This window comes from Citrobacter portucalensis (assembly GCF_002042885.1).
Lineage (GTDB): Bacteria > Pseudomonadota > Gammaproteobacteria > Enterobacterales > Enterobacteriaceae > Citrobacter > Citrobacter portucalensis.
On the sequence record NZ_MVFY01000014.1, the window covers coordinates 108,694 to 130,645 of the forward strand.

The following is a 21,952-nucleotide window of genomic DNA, read 5'->3' on the forward strand; positions in this document are numbered from 1 at the left end:
TAATTTGCATGTCTATTGTCCGTAATCGGACTTAAACCAAAGAATAATTGAACCTTTCCTTTGTGAAACCGCATAATCTTCCCCGCGAAACATAAAATGTTTTCTTTGCATTGATAATTGATGGATCAACTATATTACGTCCCTGAGGAGGGATGACAAATGCACACTTGGAAAAAGAAACTTGTAGTCTCACAATTAGCATTAGCCTGCACTTTGGCAATCACTTCTCAGGCGAATGCTTCAACTGATATCTCTGGGACCACCTACACAACGTTTGCTCATTATAATGACGCATCCTACGCGGATGGCGTCTATTATGATGGATATGTTGGTTGGAACAATTACGACACCGATAGTATTTATAACGGTGATATTTATCCGGTAATCAATAACGCCACTGTCAACGGCGTTATTTCGACTTATTATCTGGATGATGGGCTGTCTACTAACACCAATAACAACAGCCTGACGATTAAAAACAGCACCATTCACGGTATGGTGACATCCGAATGTATGACCTCGGATTGTACTAACCGTACGGGTACTGACTATTACTACGATCGCCTGGCGATGAACGTCATCAATTCAACTATCGATGACAACTACGAACATTATACCTACAACGGTACGTATAATGACGCAGCTGACACACACGTTGTCGACGTTTATAACCTGGGTACGGCTATCACTCTGGATCAAGAAGTTGATCTGTCTATCTCCGCCAACTCTCATGTCGCTGGCATAACCCTGACTCAGGGTTACGAGTGGGCAGATATTGACGATAATACCGTCAGCACTGGCGTAAACAGCAGTGAAGTATTTAACAACACTATCGCTGTCAGCGATTCTACCCTGACCTCTGGTTCATGGACTGACGAAGGCACCACCGGTTGGTTTGGTAACACCAGCAATGCAAGCGACTACAGCGGGTCTTATACTGCAGACGATATTGCGTTAGCGGTTATTGCTAATCCAAATGCAGATAACGCGATGCAGACCACCGCAACGTTTAACAATTCCACACTGATGGGTGATGTGCTGTTCTCCAGCAACTTCGATGAGAACTTCTTCCCGAACGGTGCTGACACTTATCGTGATACCGATACTGACCTGGATACCAATGGTTGGGACGGTACTGACCGTCTGGATCTGACACTGAACAACGGCAGTAAGTGGGTCGGCGCGGCAATGTCCGTGCACCAGGTTGACACCGATGGTGACGGAGTTTATGACAGCTACGCTGCGGGCACTGAGCACACATCGACACTGATCGACATCACCGCTAACAGCCTGTGGCCGAATTCAACCTACGGTATTGATAGCGACACAACTTCTTATGACGAAAATGGTCATGTAGTGGGCAACGCTGTCTACCAGAGCGGCCTGTTCAACGTCACGCTGAACGGTGCTTCACAGTGGGATACCACCAAAACTTCCCTGATTGATACCCTGAGCATCAACAGCGGTTCTGTCGTCAACGTGGGTGATTCTGAGCTGGTTGCTGACTCCATCTCTCTGACTGGTGCTTCTGCACTGAACATCAACGAAGATGGTCATGTTGCAACTGATACGCTGTCTATCGACAACAGTACTGTCACAATCGCCGATGATGTTTCTGCTGGCTGGAATGTGCTTGAAGCTGCGCTGTATGCAAACACCATTAACGTCACTAACAACGGCGTTCTGGATGTGGGTAACAGTACCGGTAATGCACTGCAGGTTGATACCCTGAACCTGACTAGCTACACCGACGCTTATAACCATGTTAACGCGGGTGTTTTCGACATCAACAGCACTGACTATGTGCTGAATGCTGATCTGACCAACGATCGCACTAACGATAAATCTCAGTCTAACTACGGTTATGGCGTGATCGCGATGAACTCTGATGGTCATCTGACTATCAACGGTAACGGCGATTCCGACACCTCAGGCGATCAGTCTGAAGTTGATAACTATGGTGACCACGTAGCGGCGGCAACTGGTAACTATAAAGTCCGTATCGACAACGCGACTGGCGCAGGTTCTGTTGCGGATTACAAGGGTAACGAGCTGGTCTACGTTAACGACGCGAACAGCACTGCGACCTTCTCTGCAGCTAACAAAGCTGACCTGGGTGCTTACACCTATCAGGCACAGCAGCAGGGCAACACCGTTGTTCTGCAGCAGATGGAACTGACAGACTACGCGAACATGGCGCTGAGCATTCCGTCTGCTAACACCAATATCTGGAACCTGGAACAAGATACCGTTGGTACTCGTCTGACTAACGCGCGTCATGGCCTGGTTGATAACGGTGGCGCATGGGTAAGCTACTTCGGTGGTAGCTTCGATGCAGATAACGGCACCATTAACTACGATCAGGATGTTAACGGCATCATGGTCGGTGTTGATTCCAAAATTGATGGTAACAACGCTAAGTGGATTGTCGGTGCTGCAGCAGGCTTCGCGAAAGGTGATATGAGCGACCGTACCGGTCAGGTGGATCAGGATAGCCAGACTGCCTATATCTACTCTTCTGCTCACTTTGCCAACAACATCTTTGTTGACGGTAACTTAAGCTACTCTCACTTCAACAACGATCTGTCTGCCAACATGAGCAACGGTGAGTATGTTGATGGCAGCACCTCATCTGACGCCTGGGGCTTTGGCTTGAAACTGGGTTATGACCTGAAGCTGGGTGATGCAGGTTACGTAACGCCATACGGCAGCGTATCCGGTCTGTTCCAGTCTGGTGATGACTATAAGCTGAGCAACGACATGAAAGTTGATAGCCAGTCTTATGACAGCATGCGTTATGAACTCGGTGTCGATGCAGGTTATACCTTCGCTTATAGCGACGACCAGGCGCTGACCCCGTACTTCAAACTGGCTTACGTTTACGACGACTCTAACAACGATTCTGACGTAAACGGCGACTCTATCGACAACGGTGTAGAAGGTTCTGCGGTACGTGTTGGACTGGGTACTCAGTTCAGCTTTACCAAAAACTTCAGCGCATACACCGATGCTAACTACCTCGGTGGTGGCGATGTTGATCAAGACTGGTCTGCAAATGTTGGTGTTAAATATACCTGGTAAGACATCTCTTGTTGTTAAAGAAAAGATAATCTAACTCAGAAAAATGCCCGTCACGGATTTGACGGGCATTTATTGCAAGGAATGCCCAAATGTTGTCTGCAAATAAACCGCTTGTGGAATTTGGTAAGCTTGATAAATGTTTGTCAAAATATGGCAAACACTTTGAGTGTGATAACGATAAAGAAATAATTTATTCCAGTGATATAAACAGTGACGATACCTTTATCATTTTAAATGGTGTAATTTCTCTGAGGCGAGGGGAGAATGTGCTGGTCGGTATTGCGCAGGCACCGTTTATTATGGGGCTTTCAGATGGTGTGATAAAAACAGATATACAATACAGATTAATCACGGAAAGCGATTGTACGGGATACCATCTACCTGCCTCGCAAACAATTAATATAATTGAAGAGTGCCAGCTTTGGCGTGAAGCTTTTTGTTGGTTGGCATGGCAAAACTCCATGCTTGAATTACGCGATCTGCAGTTGATCGGCAACAACTCCTACGATCAGATCCGCGCGACATTGATCTCTATGACGAAATGGGATGATGCCCTTCGTTCACGCATTGGCGTTATGAACTATATTCACCAACGCACACGAATTTCACGCTCGGTTGTCGCTGAGGTTCTCGCAGCATTGCGTAAAGGCGGTTACATTGAAATGAATAAAGGCAAACTGGTGTGCATTAACCGTTTGCCTTTTGAGTATTGAATCAGGATGCAGGAATGGCCTGTGGCTTGTACCCGCTCAACTCTGCAACCAGTTCGTTGATACCGTCGCTCATATTGGTAAAACGGGTCAGCGGAGAGCGCGTCACTACGACAAATGCCCCAACGTTTTGCTGTGGGATCATCGCCATATAGGTAATGAAGCCACCGCCGCCACCGGTTTTTTGAATAATTCCCGGTCTGCCATTCTTCGGCGCCATGTAGACCCAGCCCAAACCAAGCGCATCGGCTCTGCCTGGAACGTCCATTCCCACCACTTTAGTTAACTGCGTACGCTGGTAAATCAGCGTCTGCATCCGGTCGGCCTGCTGGCTACGATGATAAAAGTCAGAAGAAAGATACTGCTGCATCCAGCGCATCATATCGCCAGGCGTTGAATAAACGCCGCCGCTGCCCATCGCTGCCAGCGTATTGTTACAAGGACTGGCACCTTTTTCCGCGACCATCAGGCGTCGGCACTGATCGGGAGATGGCGTAAAGGTGGTGTCTTTCATCCCCAGCGGACGGGTGATTTTTTCTTCAAACAGCTGCGGATAAGGCTTACCGGACGCGGTACCCAGCGCATCGGCCAGCAGGTCAAACGCCAGGTTGGAATAAGAAGCCTGCGATCCTGGTGCGGCTTTAAGCGTAGCCGTTGAGAGATAGCTCCAGCGCTGCTCGCGGGTTGGCCAGACAAACACCGGGCGCTTGGCCGCGCCGCCTGGCTGTTCGCGCGGCAGTGCGCTGGTATGTGTCGCCAGATTCACCAGCGTAATTGGTGTTCCTTGATAAGTGGGTACGCGTGCGCCAGGAGGTGCATATTTACTCAATGGATCGTTGAGTTTGACCGTGCCCTGATCGAGTAATTTCACCAGCATTTCGCTGGTCATTAATTTGGTAATTGAGGCAATGCGGATTACGGAATCCAGTTGCGGGTGAACATTATTGCCGGGGCGTGTTTCACCAAAACTGCGAAATACACGCTGATTACCATCAATCACCACGAGCGCCATCCCCGTAGCACCACTGCCGTAAAATATATGGTCGGCATAACGATCAACGATATCAGAGGCGAAGACCGGATCGGTTATAGGCTGTGCCGCCTGGACAGATGTCAATGACGCCGCACACAGCGCGGCAGAAAAAAGCAGACTACGTTTCAACGGTGGTGTCCATGAGTTAGAGAAAGTGAAAAAGGATGTCGTGCGTATGCGTATTTATACTACTCATCGGCGTATTGCAAAGCGCTTATCAACCAATGATAGTGGGAAAAACGTAACGATGAGTAAACACAGGAGTTTCCTGGATTGCGGATGTTCGCTTTTGTGATCTCACGCTGTGATAATCTGCACATACTGGAACGTTGTCGAGTGTGAAAACCACAGAAACAATTCTTCATAACCGAGGTGCGAACTAAGTGCCTCGGTTTTGGTCACAATTGTCGGTTTCAGCTTGTGTTTTTGGGCGTAAGCCGTCTGGCCTCCGCACTCTACGGTGGCAAATGCACAGCAGTCGTCATAACGATAAGAAGTTAGCAGGAGAGCACTATGTTTAAGTCTTTTTTCCCAAAGCCGGGGCCGTTCTTTATTTCGGCATTTATTTGGGCACTGGTCGCCGTTGTATTCTGGCAAGCAGGTGGGGGAGCCTGGGTTGCACATATTACCGGCGCGTCGGGAGACGTACCTATTAGCGCAGCGCGTTTTTGGTCGTTGGATTACCTGATTTTTTATGCGTACTACATTCTTTGTGTCGGGGTGTTCGCGCTGTTCTGGTTTCTCTACAGTCCACACCGCTGGCAGTACTGGTCTATTCTGGGCACATCGCTGATTATTTTTGTGACCTGGTTTCTGGTTGAAGTCGGCGTCGCCGTCAACGCATGGTATGCGCCATTTTATGACCTGATTCAAACTGCGCTCAGCGCACCACACAAGGTGAAGATTGAGCAGTTCTATCATGAAGTGGGCATTTTTCTCGGTATTGCGCTGATAGCCGTAGTCATTGGCGTGATGAACAACTTCTTCGTCAGCCACTATGTGTTCCGCTGGCGTACCGCGATGAACGAACACTATATGGCGCACTGGCAGCATTTGCGTCACATCGAAGGCGCAGCACAGCGTGTACAGGAAGACACCATGCGTTTTGCTTCTACGCTGGAAGATATGGGCGTCAGCTTTATCAACGCGATTATGACGCTGATTGCCTTCCTGCCTGTACTGGTAACGCTCTCTGCCCATGTTCCTGACCTGCCGATTGTTGGACATGTGCCTTATGGCCTGGTGATTGCCGCGATTGTCTGGTCGCTGATGGGAACCGGTTTACTGGCCGTGGTCGGGATAAAGCTTCCCGGGCTGGAGTTTAAAAACCAGCGCGTGGAAGCGGCCTATCGTAAAGAATTGGTCTATGGCGAAGATGATGGCAACCGTGCGACGCCACCGACGGTGCGTGAACTGTTCCATGCGGTACGGCAAAACTACTTCCGTCTCTATTTTCACTATATGTACTTCAATATTGCCCGTATTCTTTACCTGCAGGTTGATAACGTTTTCGGCTTGTTCCTGCTGTTTCCGTCGATTGTTGCCGGTACGATTACGCTCGGCCTGATGACGCAAATCACTAACGTGTTTGGCCAGGTGCGCGGCTCGTTCCAGTATCTGATTAACTCCTGGACAACGTTAGTAGAACTGATGTCTATTTATAAGCGTCTGCGAAGCTTTGAGCGCGAGCTTGATGGTCAGGATATTCAGGAAGTTACCCATACGCTGAGTTAATAATAAGGAGATGTTATGTCGACGGTTTCCCGTCTTTACCCCTTGTCTGGTCTGGCAGCACTGGTGCTGGTGGGATGTAGTAGCCAACCTGCGCAGCCGCTAAAAAAGGGGGAGAAAGCCGTCGATGTGGCGAGCGTGGTGCGCCAGAAAATGCCCGCCAGCGTGAAAGACCGGGACGCGTGGGCGCAGGATTTGGCAAAGACCTTTGAAAGCCAGAAGCTGGCACCGACGGTTGAAAACATCTGTTCGGTGCTGGCGGTAGCGCAGCAGGAGTCAAACTTCCAGGCCGATCCGGCTGTTCCTGGTTTAAGCAAAATCGCCTGGAAAGAGATTGACCGTCGCGCAGAACGCATGCATATCCCGCTGTTTGTCGTGCATACCGCGCTAAAGATTAACTCGCCAACGGGGAAAAGCTACAGCGAGCGTCTGGATACGGTGAAGACGGAAAAACAGCTTAGCGCCATCTTTGATGATTTCATCAACATGGTGCCGATGGGGCAGACATTGTTCGGATCGCTTAATCCGGTACATACCGGTGGTCCAATGCAGGTCAGTATCGCGTTTGCTGAGCAGCACACCAGCGGGTATCCGTGGAAAATGGCGGGGACGGTACGTCAGGAAGTGTTTAGCCGCCGTGGTGGGTTATGGTTCGGTACGTATCATCTGCTCAACTACCCGGCGAATTACAGTGCGCCAATCTTCCGCTTCGCCGATTTTAATGCCGGATGGTATGCGAGCCGCAATGCAGCTTTCCAGAATGCGGTCAGTAAAGCCAGCGGAGTGAAGCTGGCGATGGACGGGGATCTGATTCTCTATGGCAGCAGTGAGCCGGGCAAAACGGAGCTGGCGGTACGTAAACTGGCCGGGAAGCTAGGGATGAGCGAGAGTGAGATCCGCCGTCAACTGCAAAAAGGTGACAGCCTGGCCTTTGAAAAAACCGCATTGTACGAAAAGGTTTATAAGCTGGCGGAAGCGAAGACCGGGATAACGTTACCCCGTGAAATGCTGCCGGGCATTCAACTGGAAAGCCCGAAGATCACGCGTAATCTGACTACTGCGTGGTTTGCTAAACGGGTGGACGATCGTCGGGCGAAGTGTATGAATCAGTCATCTTTATGATGACGGTGACGCCAGCGCATGACCGCCGCTATGACGCCAAGAATCAGGCTTCCGGCCAGGAAGGGGATCAGTCCAAAGAGGGTACCGACGCCTAAACCGATTTCAACCCGCGGGCGTCCTGTCTCCTGCATTTGCAGCTGCATCAGTTCTTCATAGATGCCGGGCGCGTGGGCCAACAGATTTAAAATCTGTGCACCCGCCCAGAAGCAAAACAGCACAAATACGGCATACGCAATGTTGCCGGGCAGGGAGGAGGGATCCCGATGCTTGCCCTTAAACAGGGATTTTGAGAGCGTAAAATCAGCCATAAAGACCTCCGGAAATAACCTGCTTTTTTTGACGTAATGCCTGGAACTGAGAGTGAGTCTGACAGGTGATCGGCAATGTCAATATCAGAATGATGGTAATTTCAGGTAGAGATTATTCCTGGATTTCGGTTTTTTGTTGGCGGTCACAATTATGTAACCTTAAGTTAAACTGAGTTACATTTAAGAAATTCCGCACAGGCCACAGACGCCCTCGGGGAAATGTGCGAGGATGCCTTACTGTGTTGTATTTCCACCGGAGCTGTTATGAACCTGCCTGTAAAAATCCGCCGAGACTGGCACTACTATGCTTTCGCTATTGGGCTTATCTTTATTCTGAATGGCGTGGTGGGGTTATTAGGTTTTGAAGCGCAGGGATGGCAAACTTATGCGGTGGGGCTGGTGACCTGGGTGATTAGCTTTTGGCTGGCCGGATTAATCATCCGTCGCCGCGTTGAAGATGATGAAGCAAAGGATGCCCAATAGCTCTATCAGGCATCCTGACGGGTTTACATACTGGTTTTCAGCGCGCTATCCGCAGCATGGCGTTCCAGCGCCAGTTCGATCAGGCGAGTGATCAAATCGGTATAGCCTAAACCGCTCGCCTGCCACAGCTTCGGATACATACTGATGTTGGTAAAGCCAGGCAGCGTGTTGATCTCATTGATCACAACGTCGTTTTCAGCAGTTAAGAAGACGTCAACGCGCGCCATGCCGGCACAGCCCAGAGTCTGGTAGGCCTGAATGGCGATTTCGCGGATCTTATCGTTAATCTCTGGCGCAATTGCTGCCGGAACGACAACTTTGGCACCGTTATCGTCAATGTATTTAGTGTCGTAAGCGTAAAAATCGCTGTTCAGCACGATCTCACCACAGGTACTGGCCTGCGGATGATCGTTGCCCAGTACTGCACATTCGATCTCGCGACCTTTGATCCCTTGCTCCACAACGACTTTATGATCGAATTCAAATGCCAGCGCGACGGCCTGATCGTATTGGGCTTCGCTGGTTACTTTACTGACGCCAACGGACGATCCCTGGTTGGCCGGTTTTATAAACAGCGGCAGTCCCAGGCGGGATTCCACTTCGGCAAAGCTGATGCTGTTGCGATTCGCGCGAGTGAGCGTAATAAATGGCGCGATGTTTAACCCGGCATCACGCAGCAGACGTTTGGTCACGTCTTTATCCATACAGGCAGCAGAACCCAGCACATCAGAACCGACAAACGGCAGGTTCGCCACGCGCAGCATGCCCTGCAGAGAGCCATCTTCACCCAAAGTACCGTGTACGATTGGGAAAATAACATCGACCGTCGGCAGTGGTTGACCGTTTTGTGCATCGATCAACTGGTGCTCTTGTTTACCCGGTACCTGCGCCAGGCTAGTTTCAGAAGGCCGCAACGCAATATGCGCCGGATCGTCTGAATTGAGCAGATAGTTACTGGCATCGCTGACGTGCCATTGCCCTTGTTTATCAATACCTAACAGCACAACGTCAAAGCGAGTCTTGTCGATGGCATCGACAATATTTTTTGCCGATTGCAATGACACTTCATGTTCCGCTGATTTACCACCAAATACGATTCCTACCCGCAACTTTGCCATCTTAAAAACCCATTCCATGAATGCAAAGCACATACATTACCACGACAAAACGCAGGTTTCCTCGGCTTCTGGCAGATTGTTTTGTCGAATGACAGGGGATTAGAAGGGGACATACACGCAGATCGCGCGGGAAGCACAATCCCCTGTTTATAACATGGGTTTGATGTGAGCTGTATCACAAATATGATGAGCGGGAAGATAAAATCCTAAACTGTGATTTATCGCACCTGTGGATCCTTATTCAGCTAAGTAATTTGTTAAGCTGCTCGCAGTTTTCAGCTACTTATCGTTATGAGTCCTTATGGAATCCTGGAGAGTTAACCTTATTTCCGTTTGGTTCGGGTGCTTTTTTACCGGACTGGCGATTAGCCAAATCTTGCCTTTTTTACCACTCTATATCTCCCAACTGGGCGTGACCTCGCATGAAGCGCTATCAATGTGGTCCGGATTAACGTTCAGCGTCACCTTCCTGATTTCAGCCATTGTTTCTCCGATGTGGGGCAGTCTGGCCGACCGCAAAGGACGCAAGCTGATGCTGCTGCGGGCCTCACTGGGGATGGCCATTGCGATTTTGCTACAGGCATTTGCCACTAACGTCTGGCAGCTTTTTCTGCTGCGCGGGGTGATGGGGTTAACCTCCGGCTATATTCCTAATGCGATGGCGCTGGTTGCGTCCCAGGTTCCACGCGAGCGCAGCGGCTGGGCGCTGAGTACGCTCTCTACGGCGCAAATTAGCGGCGTCATTGGCGGACCGCTGATGGGAGGTTTTATCGCCGATCATGTTGGCTTACGGGCGGTATTCTGTATTACCGCCGCCTTGCTGGTGGTGAGTTTTCTGGTCACACTGTTCTTGATCAAAGAGGGCGTTCGCCCGACGATTAAAAAAAGCGAACGTCTGAGTGGGAAGGCCGTGTTTGCCTCGCTTTCGCATCCAGCGTTGGTGATCAGCCTGTTTTTTACCACCATGGTGATTCAACTGTGTAACGGCTCAATTGGGCCTATTCTGGCGCTGTTTATTAAATCGATGGTCCCGGACAGTTCGAATATTGCTTTTCTCAGTGGGCTGATAGCCTCAGTACCGGGCATTTCTGCTCTGATTTCCGCGCCCCGACTTGGTAAATTAGGCGACCGTATTGGTACTGAGCGGATTTTAATGGCGACGTTAATCTTCGCGGTGGTGCTGTTTTTTGCCATGTCGTGGGTTACCACGCCGTTGCAGTTGGGAATTCTACGTTTTCTGCTCGGCTTTGCTGATGGTGCGATGTTGCCGGCGGTGCAGACGCTGTTGGTGAAATACTCCAGCGACCAGATAACCGGACGCATCTTTGGCTATAACCAGTCATTTATGTACCTTGGCAACGTCGCAGGGCCATTGATGGGGGCAACGGTTTCGGCAATGGCGGGGTTCCGTTGGGTGTTCATTGCTACAGCAAGCATTGTGCTTATCAATATCTGGCAACTGGCTATCGCGTTGCGACGTCGGCGCGGGGTTCGTTGAGTTCCTGATTAACAACGCTGCTTGTCAGCGTTGTTAATCCATAATTGTGTATTATATATTTGTGTGATTATTAATTTTCTTACCTTTTTATATTGAATCATTCTGCTTCAGGACTCATTTTCCCTTATTTTGTGTTGTGATTGTTTTCGCAAATCGTTTTATTTCTTATAAAAATACAACTTTCATCCTCTAGGCAGTCGTGAGCCTTAATGATAACGTGGCCCATATTTTGTTAAGGGAATAGGCAAATGAAAAACCTCGTCACTGAGTTGTTACTTAAGCTCGCGCAAAAAGAAGAAGAATCGCAAGATCTGGCGGCACAGGTCGAAACGTTAGAGCGGGTAATCATCGAAATGCTGCGCAATATGGCGTGGAACGATCGGCAAATATTTATTCGTCAAATTGAGGGGGCGCTGGCTGGCGGAAACCGCATGCCCGCGTTTCTGACGAACATACATAATGCTGGCGAGTGCGTACCAAAAGCGTTGTGATCCATCTGTGGTGGGGTAACCACAAATTATCATAAAAGTGTCACATCAAATACTTATAGTCGCTTTGTTTTAATTTTACCGTATTTATACATGGAGAATATAAAGTGAAACAAAGCGCTCTGGCTATTGCCCTGTTACCTTTGCTGTTTACCCCGGTTATTAATGCAGAAACATCTACTGTAGCGGTTATGGATAATCGTGCTGCTCAGGGAGATATCACCACGCCGGGTGGCGCTCGCCGATTGTCTGCCGATCAAACGGCAGCTCTGCGCGAATCCCTGAACGATAAACCGGCCAAAAATATAATTTTACTGATTGGCGATGGGATGGGCGACTCCGAAATAACGGCAGCGCGAAATTATGCTGAAGGCGCGGGCGGCTTTTTTAAAGGTATTGATGCTTTACCGTTGACCGGACAATACACACATTATGCGTTGGATAAGAAAACGGGCAAGCCCGATTATGTGACAGATTCAGCAGCATCTGCGACAGCATGGACAACCGGCGTGAAGACCTATAACGGGGCGCTGGGTGTGGATATTCATGAAAAAGATCACACCACGATTCTGGAAATGGCCAAAGCGGCAGGTCTGGCGACAGGCAACGTTTCCACGGCTGAATTGCAGGATGCCACGCCGGCCGCACTGGTTGCCCATGTCACTTCGCGTAAATGCTATGGTCCGAGCGTGACGGCTGAAAAATGCCCGACGAACGCGCTGGAAAAAGGCGGTAAAGGGTCAATTACCGAACAATTATTGAATGCTCGTGCGGATGTTACGTTAGGCGGCGGAGCAAAGACTTTTACTGAAACCGCTACGGCAGGTGAGTGGCAGGGTAAAACGCTGCGAGAACAAGCCCAGGCCCGTGGTTACCAGATGGTGAGTGATGCCGCGACGCTGGCGGCTGTTAGCGAAGCGAATCAGGATAAACCGCTGTTGGGTCTGTTCTCAGACGGTAATATGCCAGTGCGTTGGGAAGGGCCGAAAGCGTCTTATCACGGCAACCTGGATAAGCCGGTAGTGACCTGTACGCCAAATCCAAAACGTAACGACAGCGTGCCAACGCTGGCGCAGATGACGGATAAAGCGATTGAGCTGTTAAGCAAAAATGAGAAAGGTTTCTTCCTGCAAGTAGAAGGCGCGTCGATCGATAAACAAGATCACGCCGCTAACCCGTGTGGACAAATTGGTGAAACGGTCGATCTGGATGAAGCGGTGCAGCGTGCACTTGCCTTTGCGAAGAAAGATGGCAACACCCTGGTTGTGGTAACCGCTGACCACGCGCATGCCAGCCAGATTGTCGCACCGGATACTAAAGCACCCGGTTTAACGCAGGCGCTGAACACTAAAGATGGCGCGGTGATGGTCATCAGCTATGGCAACTCTGAAGAAGAGTCCCAGGAGCACACCGGCAGCCAACTGCGTATTGCAGCCTATGGCCCTCATGCGGCGAATGTGGTTGGCCTGACCGATCAAACCGATCTGTTTTACACCATGAAAGCCGCGTTAGGACTGAAATAAGCTGACACCCGACGGCAATACTTTTGCCGTCGGGTGGTATTTTTATCGTTAGCAGCCAAACTTACCTGTGTGTCGTCGTTCAGAAAAGGATGGTGCTATGAAAATTACATTATTAATGACGTTACTCTTTGGCCTTATTTTTTTAACTACCGTCGGTGCTGCCGAGAAGACGTTAACCCCGCAACAACAGCGTATGACCACCTGCAATCAGCAGGCCACGGCGCAGACCTTAAAAGGGGATGCGCGTAAGACCTATATGAGTGATTGCCTGAAAAACAGTAAATCTGCGCCTGAGGAAAAGAGCCTGACGCCGCAGCAGCAGAAAATGCGTGAATGCAACGTCAAGGCGACGGAGCAGTCTCTGAAAGGCGATGATCGTAATAAGTTTATGAGCGCTTGCCTGAAAAAATCTGCTTAGCACTTCCGGGTGAGCAGGTAAAATCGCTCACCCGAAATATCATACTTCCGCCACCAGACCCCTTCCTATAATTTGGGAAATTTGTTTCAGAATATTCCCAAATACGATGAATGATGAAAACTTTTATCAAAAGAAGGTCGTCCCGAATGAAGCATTTATATTGCTTCATCAAAATGACCACCAACGTTCCGGTCTGCGATTTGCCCGACGAATCAGGCTGCCGCGAGCGGTGGGACTGGGGGGAATGTTTTTCCCTATCGCGTCGGTATTAGTTTCTCAGCCAATAACCGGAGGCTGGTGGCTTTTGCTGGTGGGATGGGCGTTTGTCTGGCCGCATCTGGCATGGCAATTGGCAAGTAAAGCTATCGATCCACTGCATAGCGAATATACCAACTTAAAAGCCGATGCCATTCTCGCCGGGATGTGGATGGGGATTATGGGGATAAACTTGCTGCCATCCACGGCGCTGTTGATGATTATCTGTATCAACCTGATGGGCGCAGGGGGTATGCGTGTCTTCATCGCAGGCGCCGTGTTGATGGTGGTTTCCTGCCTGGTGACGTTACAGTTAACGGATATTCCCGTGGCTTTTAGCAGTACGCAACTGAGTGTGCTGTTGTCGCTGCCGGTGTTAGTGGTTTACCCGTTGCTGTTTGCCTGGGTGAGTTACCAGACGCTCATCAGGCTGGCAGAACATAAACGTCGCTTACAGGTTATGAGCACGCGAGATGGGATGACCGGGGTTTATAACCGACGTCATTGGGAACTGTTGCTGCGGAATGAATTTGATAATTGCCGCCGCCATCAGCGTGATGCCACGCTCCTTATCATCGATATCGACCATTTTAAGAGTATCAATGATACCTGGGGCCATGACGTCGGGGATCAGGCCATTGTTGCACTGACCCGCCAGTTACAGATGACCTTACGCGGTAGCGATGTGATTGGTCGCTTTGGCGGTGATGAGTTTGCGGTAATCATGTGTGGCACGTCAGCGAGCAGCGCGATTGCAGCGATGTCTCGTGTTCACGAACGGCTTACCCAACTGCGTTTATCCTGCGCGCCGCAGGTTGACCTGCGCATTAGCGTGGGCGTTGCGCCGCTGACGTCTGAAACTGAACACTATCGAGAATGGTTAAAATCAGCAGATATGGCTCTCTACAAAGCAAAGAATTCCGGACGTAACCGCACTGAAGCGGCGGCCTGACGTCCGGCGGTGTTAACTCAGGAGCGGCTGAGTTTTTCCGACTGCTCCATGCACTTAATCATCGCTTCAATCACCGATGAACGGAAACCGCGTTCTTCCAGGACGCGTACCGCCTCAATGGTGGTTCCACCCGGCGAGCACACCATATCCTTCAATTCGCCAGGATGTTTACCCGTTTCCAGAACCATCTTCGCCGAACCCATTACCGCTTGTGCTGCAAATTTATAAGCCTGTGCGCGGGGCATTCCCCCCTGAACGGCGGCATCTGCCATCGCTTCGATAAACATAAATACATAGGCCGGTGCTGAACCGCTGACGCCAACGACCGGATGAATCATTGCCTCCGCAATGACTTCAGCTTCGCCAAAGCAGCGGAAGATATTGAGCACGTCGGCCGTAGCTTCCGGCGTGACTAAGGCGTTTGGCGTGACGGAGGTCATTCCGGCGTTCACCAGCGATGGCGTGTTTGGCATCGCGCGAATGATTTTACGGTCATGACCCAGCGCGCGGGCAAGTTGATCGAGGGTAACACCGGCGGCAATCGAGACGACAAGGGAATCTTTGTTCAGGCTGGAGGTAATTTCGCTCAGCACCTTAATCATGATGCCTGGTTTTACGGCCCCAAAAACAATATCAGCGATCTGCGCGACTTCTTGTGCAGACTGCGCCGCATTAATGCCGTACTGGTCGTGTAGCGCGGCGACCTTATCGGGGGAAGGGGTGTAGACCCAGATTTGTCCGGGGAGAACCTGACCGCTGGCGATCATGCCGCCAAGAATGGCTTTGCCCATATTACCGCAGCCGATAAAACCAATTTTCTTGTCCATCTTGTCACTCCCTATGGATGATATTCATTGTTTTATACCCGTCATACTTCAAGTTGCATGTGCGTTGGCTGCGTTCGCTCACCCGAATCACTTACCAGAGTAAGCTCATCGGGACTCACTCTCTTGCCGCCTGCCTGCAACCCGAATTATTTAGGGTAAATCTGGGAAAGCTAAGCTTAGCGCGGAATGAATATGTTCAGAAGGAGAAACAGCACTTTGCCTGAAAGTAAAAGCACGCGACAATGTGCGACAGCACACCAGTGGGGAGAAGCTATGACAATATGGGTGGATGCCGATGCGTGTCCGAATGTGATTAAAGACATTTTGTACCGCGCCTCTGAGCGCATGCAAATGCCGCTTGTTTTGGTGGCCAACCAAAGCCTGCGCGTCCCGCCTTCGCGTTTCATCAGCACATTACGTGTGCCTGCGGGCTTTGACGTGGCTGATAACGAGATTGTGCGTCAGTGCAGCGCCGGTGATTTAGTGATAACGGCAGATATTCCGCTGGCGGCTGAAGTAATTGAAAAAGGTGCGGCGGCGCTTAACCCGCGTGGCGAACGTTATACCGACGCGACGATCCGCGAGCGTCTGATGATGCGTGATTTTATGGATACACTGCGAGCCAGCGGTATCCAGACCGGGGGGCCGGACAGCCTTTCGCCCCGCGACAGACAGCATTTTGCGGCTGAACTGGATAAGTGGTGGCTGGAAGTTCAGCGTAGAAAATAGGGTCTGTAATTTATTATTTACACTTTATTCATTGTGAATTCTTGTTATAGTAGGGGTTAACTCATCTCGCCATTCTTTCTGTAATTTTTTCTTTACAGTTTTGGCGATGTACTAGTTTGATGATATGATTATATTTTTAACCGCATCAGATCCCGCTTGTTGGCGGCTCTCTGGGGAAATTCTGTGATGACGCAACCTCTTTTTCTTGTTGGCCCCCGGGGGTGTGGTAAGACGACAACCGGTATGGCGCTGGCAAAGGCTATTGATTTCCAGTTCGTTGATACCGATCGCTGGTTGCAATCGCACGTGCAAATGACCGTGGCGGAAATCGTCGAAAGAGAAGGATGGGAAGGGTTTCGTGCCCAGGAAACGACCGCTCTGCAGGCTGTCACCGCTCCTGCCACGGTTGTTGCGACCGGCGGCGGTATCATTCTTACCGAATTTAATCGTCATTACATGCGCAGCCACGGCGTGGTTATCTATCTAAGCGCACCGGTATCGGTACTGGTTGATCGTCTGGAGGCCACGCCTGAAGAAGGATTACGACCGACTCTAACCGGCAAACCGTTGACCGAAGAGGTTCAGGAAGTGCTCGCCCAGCGTGATGTTCTGTATCGTGAGGCTGCGCACTATATCGTTGATGCCACCAATCCGCCTTCGCAGGTAGTGGAAGACATTCTTGGGATACTGGCGCAGGCAGCGCCACGGTTGCAGGGCGGTGTCTATACTTAATGTTCATCCAGTGAAAAGGAAGAACTATGCCGACACAACCACCTTACCCACGTCAAGCGACCATTGTTACGGTTGAAAAAGGGACGCCAGGCCAGACGGTAACCTGGTATCAACTTCGTGCCGACCACCCTAAACCGAATTCGTTGATCAGTGAGCATCCTTCAGCTCAGGAAGCGATGGATGCTAAAAAACGCTACGAAGACCCCGATAAAACCTGATATGAAGACCGCTCTGGCACGAGTCTTAAAAGTGCCAGTCCGGGCGTACATCACATTATTTTAAATTTCGCCGTATACAGTAAAAATTGAAAATTAAACAATAACAATCCAGTACTGGAATGATCTGGAATCTTTACACAATACACCGCCGATCTACTGCTACGCTTTTGAGCATTTGTAGCACAGGTCAGCGCCCGGCACTTATCCGGGATTTCACAGCAAAGTAAGAAGACGGTGGAGCAACAAATGAGTACGTCGTTGGCTATCCTCACGATTGGCGTTGTGCCGATGTGTGAGATGTTACCGCTCCTGACGGAATATATTGATGAACAGCACATTACTCACCACAGTCTGCTGGGGCAGATGCAGCGAGAAGATGTGATGGCCGAGTACGGGGCTTCACCCGGTGACGAGCTGTTATTAACGCTGCTTAGCGACCACCAACTTGCTCATGTCTCACGTCAGAAAGTGGAACGCTCGCTGCAAAGCATTGTGGAGGTTCTCGATAATCAGGGATTTGATGTGATCCTGCTGATGAGTACCGCCTCAATTACCCGTCTGACCGCCCGCAATAGTATCTTGTTGGAACCTATACGCATTATTCCCCCGTTAGTGGCTTCGATTGTCGAAGGGCATCAGGTTGGGGTCATTGTACCTGTTGCTGAATTGCTCAAAGCCCAGACACAAAAGTGGCAGGTGTTACAAACTCCGCCAGTGTACGCCGTGGCGAATCCAGTAGAAGGTTCTGAACAACAGCTGATTGATGCCGGGAAATATCTCCTTGAGCAAGGTGCTGATGTTCTTATGCTGGACTGCCTGGGGTTTCATCAACGTCATCGTGATTTACTGCAAAAGTCGCTGGATGTCCCGGTTCTGCTGTCCAATGTGTTGATTGCCCGACTGGCTTCGGAATTGCTGGCGTAATTTTGCGTGACAGATGGAACGTCAGCCCCCTATATTGGTTCCTAACTTAATCACGAGATAGGGCCAGTTGTATGCTTCAAAGTAATGAATACTTTTCCGGCAAAGTAAAATCGATCGGTTTTACCAGCAGCAGTACTGGTCGCGCCAGTGTAGGCGTGATGGCTGAAGGTGAATATACCTTTGGTACTGCGGCGCCTGAAGAGATGACGGTAGTTAGTGGCGCACTGAACGTGCTGCTGCCAGGGGAAACCGAGTGGAAAGTGTATGCCGCAGGAGACGTGTTTAACGTACCGGGCAACAGCGAGTTTCATCTGCAGGTAGCAGAGCCAACATCCTATCTTTGCCGTTACCTGTAATCGTAAAAATGACGAATGGCGATATTGAGTCGCCATTCGCTAAACACAGCTTAACGTTGCGCTTCGCCGCCTAATCCTTCCACCAGACTTTTAATCAGCGCCGCCAGTTCACCTGTCATCAGGATGAAATCGGCATCAAAACGCTGAGCATAATCTTCGCGGTCGATATCTTCGTTTTGATCGCGCAGCTCGTCGCTGAACTTCAGGCGCTTAATGGAGCCGTCGTCACACATAACGAACTGAATGCGCTGCTGCCAGTCGAGGGCCAGCTTAGTGACCAGTTTGCCCGCTTCGATATGCACGGCGATTTCGTCGCAGACCAGATCCTGTTTTTTCGCACGGATCACACCGCCGTCTTCAAGGATCGCTTTCAGTTCAGCTTCATCCAGCAGTTGGAAGCCCTGCGCCGTGGTGCCGGAGCGAACCCATTCGGTCAGCGTCAGCTCAATAGGGTTTTCCATCGTCAGCGGAACGACCGGCAGTGAACCGAGACTCTTACGCAGCAGCGCCAGCGTATCTTCGGCTTTTTTCGCGCTCGCACAATCAACCATGATCAGATCGTTGACGGTATCGATCCACATCATTGTCTGGCTGAAGCGGCTAAAGGCGCGCGGCAGTAATGAGTGCAGAACTTCATCTTTCAGCGAGTCTTTTTCGGTCTTCTTAAGTTTGCGACCTTGCTCAGCTTCCAGTTTGAATATTTTGGCTTCCAGCGCCTGTTTGATAACCGGCGACGGCAGAATTTTTTCTTCTTTGCGGGCGCAGATAATAATTTGGCCATTGGCGGTATGCGTTAATGCATCGCTGTGCGATCCCATCGGCGGAACCCAGCCCATTTTTGCCATATCCTGGCTACCGCAAGGGGTGAACGTCATTGATGCCAGCTGTTTTTCCATCTCTTCGGCTCGCAAAGAAACATCGCGGCTAAGACGGTAAACCATTAAATTTTTGAACCACAGCATGATAATTTCCACGGCCTTGTCGTTAAATCCAGCGGGCATGATAGCGAATTGTCGCTATGCTTGCATTGTTAATCGGGAAGAGGAGCAAACAGTGCGTATAGGTATCGATTTGGGCGGTACGAAAACGGAAGTTATTGCGCTTGGCGATGCGGGCGAACAGCTTTTTCGCCATCGCCTGCCCACGCCGCGTGATGATTATCGGCAAACGATAGAAACCATCGCCACGCTGGTGGAGATGGCGGAAAACGCCACCGGGCAGACGGGAACTGTGGGAATGGGCATTCCAGGTTCAATCTCGCCCTACACCGGGGTGGTAAAGAATGCCAACTCGACCTGGCTTAACGGACAACCTTTTGACAAAGACCTGAGTTCGCGTCTGAATCGTGAAGTGCGGTTGGCAAATGATGCCAACTGTCTGGCGGTTTCAGAAGCTGTGGATGGTGCGGCGGCCGGGGCGCAAACCGTGTTTGCGGTGATTATCGGCACTGGATGTGGCGCAGGCGTGGCACTGAATGGTCGGGCGCACACGGGCGGTAACGGTACCGCGGGCGAGTGGGGGCATAATCCGCTGCCATGGATGGACGAAGATGAGCTGTGTTTCCGACAGGAAGTCCCCTGTTATTGCGGTAAACAAGGCTGCATTGAAACCTTCATTTCCGGGACTGGCTTTGCCACCGACTACCAGCGTCTGAGCGGTAAGCAGCTCAAAGGCAATGAAATTATCAGTCTTGTTACTGCGCAGGATGCTCTTGCGGAGCAGGCGTTGAGCCGCTATGAGCGTCGTCTGGCGAAATCACTGGCACATGTGGTGAATATTCTCGATCCGGACGTCATTGTGCTGGGGGGCGGAATGAGCAATGTCGACCGACTGTATCAAAACGTTCCGACGTTGATTAAGCAGTTTGTCTTTGGCGGCGAATGCGAAACGCCTCTACGCAAGGCGCTACACGGGGATTCCAGCGGTGTACGCGGTGCGGCCTGGCTGTGGCCGCAGGAGTAAGGTTCGCGTAGCCGGGTAGCGCAGATGCTATCCGGCAGCGTGTGTCATCTGGGGTACTGCGCGCTTCAGGCGACCGTACAGCAACAGTGACGACATCGCAGAAAACGACAGCAGTGCCGCCGGCAGCGTCACGTAGTTGTAGGCAAAGCCCAGCGTCAGCATCATGCCACCGCTGTAGGCGCCAATCGCGCTGCCGAGGTTAAAGGCAATTTGCCCGCCAGCCGCACCCAGCAGCTCCCCTCCTTTAGCATTTTGCAGCAGCAAAATTTGCAGCGGTGCCGACAGGGCAAACAGGCCCGCGCAGCAAATAAAGGCGAAGGTCAGCGACGCTGCTTTGATCCCGCCAAAGGCAAAGAGCAACAGCAGAGCCAGCACAATCACGAAGTCGGTTATCACCGCAATGCGCAGCGGCGTATAGCGACCAGACAGCCGACCGCTCAGCAGATTTCCCAACACCATTCCTAATCCTACCAGCATCATGATGAAGGTCATCAGCGCTTCGGAAAAACCGGAGATGAACATCATGTATGGTTTGACATAGCTGAACCAGGCGAAAACCCCGGCGTTACCAAACATGGTGGCGGAGAAAATGAGCCACGGGGCGGGGCTTTTCAAAAAGTGAAATTGTTCGCGCAGGTTTCCTTTTGCTTCATCGCTGATGTTGGGCACCCAAAAAGCGACCGAGACCATCACGGCGATATTAAAGACGGCAATCAGCAGGAACGTATAGCGCCAGCTAAATTCCTGACTCAGCCAGGTGCCGACGGGAATGCCAACCAGATTGGCAACGGTCATACCCGAAATCATGCCCGCGACAGCGGCGGTGACTTTTCCCGGGCGGGCGAGCTTCGATAGGATAATTGCGCCAACGCCAAAAAACGCGCCGTGCGGGAAGCCTGAAACCAGCCTGCCCACCGTCAGCATAAAATACGAGGAGGAGAGGGTGAAAATGGCGTTGCCAATCACACACAGCGTGACCAGAAACAGCAGAATATGCTTGAGCGAAAAGCGGCTGGAAAAGAGTGCAATAATAGGCGCGCCAAGCACCACGCCAAAGGCGTAAAACGAAATCATATGGCCTGCGGCAGGAATGGAAATTCCCACGTCCCGCGCCAATTCGGTGAGTACACCCATGATGCCAAACTCGGCCATGCCCAGCCCAAACGTCCCCAGGGCTAAAGAGAAAATGACTTTTTTCATACCACCTGTCATACACAGCAACAACAGCTAAGTAGGGCTAATGTTATCATATTTGTGAAGTCTGAACGAACGATTGCAATTATTCTTGAAAGCAATTATTTGCATGTTAGATGCCGATAACATACGGACTCGGAATTGTAGTCTTTTCAATATATAAAATACACTAAAATAATAATTTATTGATGGGCGATTTCTGGTTGGGAATGGATTATTGCATTCACAGTGTATATGAATCAATAGTGATTTATTTTTTATATATAAAGCGCATAGCTATAAATTATTTA

22 protein-coding genes are annotated in these 21,952 nt (G+C 50.5%); 16 read left to right on the plus strand and 6 right to left on the minus strand.

Going from position 1 to position 21,952, the window contains the following annotated elements:
* Nucleotides 1-159 precede the first annotated feature (159 nt).
* On the plus strand, nucleotides 160-3,081 hold the full coding sequence (gene ehaB / locus BZK40_RS19140; protein ID WP_079935132.1) for an autotransporter adhesin EhaB: 2,922 nt from the start codon (nucleotides 160-162) through the stop codon (nucleotides 3,079-3,081).
* 89 nt (nucleotides 3,082-3,170) lie between these two features.
* Complete coding sequence (iprA, locus tag BZK40_RS19145; protein WP_079935133.1) at nucleotides 3,171-3,794, plus strand: hydrogen peroxide resistance inhibitor IprA; 624 nt, start codon at nucleotides 3,171-3,173, stop codon at nucleotides 3,792-3,794.
* Between the two features lies 1 nt (nucleotide 3,795).
* On the opposite strand, the gene ampH is transcribed toward iprA, so the two are convergent.
* Nucleotides 3,796-4,953: a D-alanyl-D-alanine-carboxypeptidase/endopeptidase AmpH gene (gene ampH, locus BZK40_RS19150; protein WP_079935134.1), complete on the minus strand. Its 1,158-nt coding sequence runs from the start codon at nucleotides 4,951-4,953 to the stop codon at nucleotides 3,796-3,798.
* 384 nt (nucleotides 4,954-5,337) lie between these two features.
* Between ampH and sbmA the strand changes: the two genes are divergently transcribed.
* Nucleotides 5,338-6,558 carry a peptide antibiotic transporter SbmA gene (sbmA, locus tag BZK40_RS19155; protein WP_003021430.1) on the plus strand — a complete coding sequence of 407 codons (1,221 nt, stop codon included), beginning with the start codon at nucleotides 5,338-5,340 and terminating at the stop codon, nucleotides 6,556-6,558.
* Between the two features lie 15 nt (nucleotides 6,559-6,573).
* Complete coding sequence (locus tag BZK40_RS19160; protein WP_079935135.1) at nucleotides 6,574-7,677, plus strand: DUF1615 domain-containing protein; 1,104 nt, start codon at nucleotides 6,574-6,576, stop codon at nucleotides 7,675-7,677.
* On the opposite strand, the gene BZK40_RS19165 is transcribed toward BZK40_RS19160, so the two are convergent.
* The gene (locus BZK40_RS19165; RefSeq protein ID WP_032942507.1) at nucleotides 7,662-7,985 is read right to left on the minus strand and encodes a DUF2755 family protein; all 324 of its coding nucleotides are present in this window, start codon (nucleotides 7,983-7,985) and stop codon (nucleotides 7,662-7,664) included. The genes BZK40_RS19160 and BZK40_RS19165 overlap by 16 nt on opposite strands.
* Nucleotides 7,986-8,249: 264 nt before the next feature.
* Here BZK40_RS19165 and BZK40_RS19170 point away from each other — a divergent pair, with 264 nt between their 5' ends.
* Nucleotides 8,250-8,468 carry a DUF2754 domain-containing protein gene (locus BZK40_RS19170; RefSeq protein ID WP_003830949.1) on the plus strand — a complete coding sequence of 73 codons (219 nt, stop codon included), beginning with the start codon at nucleotides 8,250-8,252 and terminating at the stop codon, nucleotides 8,466-8,468.
* A 23-nt stretch (nucleotides 8,469-8,491) separates the two neighbouring features.
* On the opposite strand, the gene ddlA is transcribed toward BZK40_RS19170, so the two are convergent.
* On the minus strand, nucleotides 8,492-9,586 hold the full coding sequence (gene ddlA, locus BZK40_RS19175) for a D-alanine--D-alanine ligase (protein ID WP_079935141.1): 1,095 nt from the start codon (nucleotides 9,584-9,586) through the stop codon (nucleotides 8,492-8,494).
* 301 nt (nucleotides 9,587-9,887) lie between these two features.
* On the opposite strand from ddlA, the gene BZK40_RS19180 reads away from it, so the two are divergent.
* The 5 genes from BZK40_RS19180 (at nucleotide 9,888) to adrA (ending at nucleotide 14,720) form a co-directional block, all read left to right on the plus strand.
* Nucleotides 9,888-11,084, plus strand: coding sequence for a multidrug efflux MFS transporter (locus BZK40_RS19180; RefSeq protein ID WP_032942508.1), 1,197 nt, complete (start codon nucleotides 9,888-9,890; stop codon nucleotides 11,082-11,084).
* 248 nt (nucleotides 11,085-11,332) lie between these two features.
* Entirely contained in the window at nucleotides 11,333-11,575 is a 243-nt protein-coding gene (locus tag BZK40_RS19185) for a sigma-S stabilization anti-adapter protein IraP (protein ID WP_079935136.1), read from the plus strand.
* Nucleotides 11,576-11,679: 104 nt separating this feature from the next.
* Nucleotides 11,680-13,095 carry an alkaline phosphatase gene (phoA, locus tag BZK40_RS19190; protein WP_008783904.1) on the plus strand — a complete coding sequence of 472 codons (1,416 nt, stop codon included), beginning with the start codon at nucleotides 11,680-11,682 and terminating at the stop codon, nucleotides 13,093-13,095.
* Nucleotides 13,096-13,192: 97 nt separating this feature from the next.
* Entirely contained in the window at nucleotides 13,193-13,513 is a 321-nt protein-coding gene (gene psiF / locus BZK40_RS19195) for a phosphate starvation-inducible protein PsiF (RefSeq protein WP_003830956.1), read from the plus strand.
* A 91-nt stretch (nucleotides 13,514-13,604) separates the two neighbouring features.
* Nucleotides 13,605-14,720: a diguanylate cyclase AdrA gene (gene adrA / locus BZK40_RS19200; protein WP_095533161.1), complete on the plus strand. Its 1,116-nt coding sequence runs from the start codon at nucleotides 13,605-13,607 to the stop codon at nucleotides 14,718-14,720.
* Nucleotides 14,721-14,737: 17 nt separating this feature from the next.
* Here the strand turns inward: adrA and proC are convergent, their stop codons facing one another.
* Nucleotides 14,738-15,547, minus strand: a complete 810-nt coding sequence (gene proC, locus BZK40_RS19205; RefSeq protein ID WP_079935137.1) for a pyrroline-5-carboxylate reductase — start codon at nucleotides 15,545-15,547, stop codon at nucleotides 14,738-14,740.
* 273 nt (nucleotides 15,548-15,820) lie between these two features.
* Here proC and BZK40_RS19215 point away from each other — a divergent pair, with 273 nt between their 5' ends.
* The 5 genes from BZK40_RS19215 to ppnP all read left to right on the plus strand — a co-directional run bounded on the left by BZK40_RS19215 (nucleotide 15,821) and on the right by ppnP (nucleotide 18,506).
* On the plus strand, nucleotides 15,821-16,276 hold the full coding sequence (locus BZK40_RS19215; RefSeq protein ID WP_003830959.1) for a YaiI/YqxD family protein: 456 nt from the start codon (nucleotides 15,821-15,823) through the stop codon (nucleotides 16,274-16,276).
* Nucleotides 16,277-16,462: 186 nt separating this feature from the next.
* Nucleotides 16,463-17,008, plus strand: coding sequence for a shikimate kinase AroL (aroL, locus tag BZK40_RS19220; RefSeq protein ID WP_008783910.1), 546 nt, complete (start codon nucleotides 16,463-16,465; stop codon nucleotides 17,006-17,008).
* Between the two features lie 26 nt (nucleotides 17,009-17,034).
* Nucleotides 17,035-17,226, plus strand: coding sequence for a protein YaiA (yaiA, locus tag BZK40_RS19225; protein WP_003021472.1), 192 nt, complete (start codon nucleotides 17,035-17,037; stop codon nucleotides 17,224-17,226).
* Between the two features lie 246 nt (nucleotides 17,227-17,472).
* A complete protein-coding gene (locus BZK40_RS19230) occupies nucleotides 17,473-18,150 on the plus strand; it encodes an AroM family protein (protein ID WP_003830963.1) in 678 nt (225 codons plus the stop codon).
* Nucleotides 18,151-18,221: 71 nt separating this feature from the next.
* Nucleotides 18,222-18,506, plus strand: a complete 285-nt coding sequence (gene ppnP / locus BZK40_RS19235) for a pyrimidine/purine nucleoside phosphorylase (RefSeq protein ID WP_003021477.1) — start codon at nucleotides 18,222-18,224, stop codon at nucleotides 18,504-18,506.
* A 50-nt stretch (nucleotides 18,507-18,556) separates the two neighbouring features.
* Here ppnP and rdgC read toward each other — a convergent pair whose 3' ends face one another.
* The gene (rdgC, locus tag BZK40_RS19240; RefSeq protein ID WP_003021479.1) at nucleotides 18,557-19,468 is read right to left on the minus strand and encodes a recombination-associated protein RdgC; all 912 of its coding nucleotides are present in this window, start codon (nucleotides 19,466-19,468) and stop codon (nucleotides 18,557-18,559) included.
* 91 nt (nucleotides 19,469-19,559) lie between these two features.
* On the opposite strand from rdgC, the gene mak reads away from it, so the two are divergent.
* Nucleotides 19,560-20,468, plus strand: coding sequence for a fructokinase (gene mak, locus BZK40_RS19245; RefSeq protein ID WP_057068902.1), 909 nt, complete (start codon nucleotides 19,560-19,562; stop codon nucleotides 20,466-20,468).
* Between the two features lie 27 nt (nucleotides 20,469-20,495).
* Here mak and araJ read toward each other — a convergent pair whose 3' ends face one another.
* Entirely contained in the window at nucleotides 20,496-21,668 is a 1,173-nt protein-coding gene (araJ, locus tag BZK40_RS19250; RefSeq protein WP_079935138.1) for an MFS transporter AraJ, read from the minus strand.
* Between the last annotated feature and the right edge of the window lie 284 nt (nucleotides 21,669-21,952).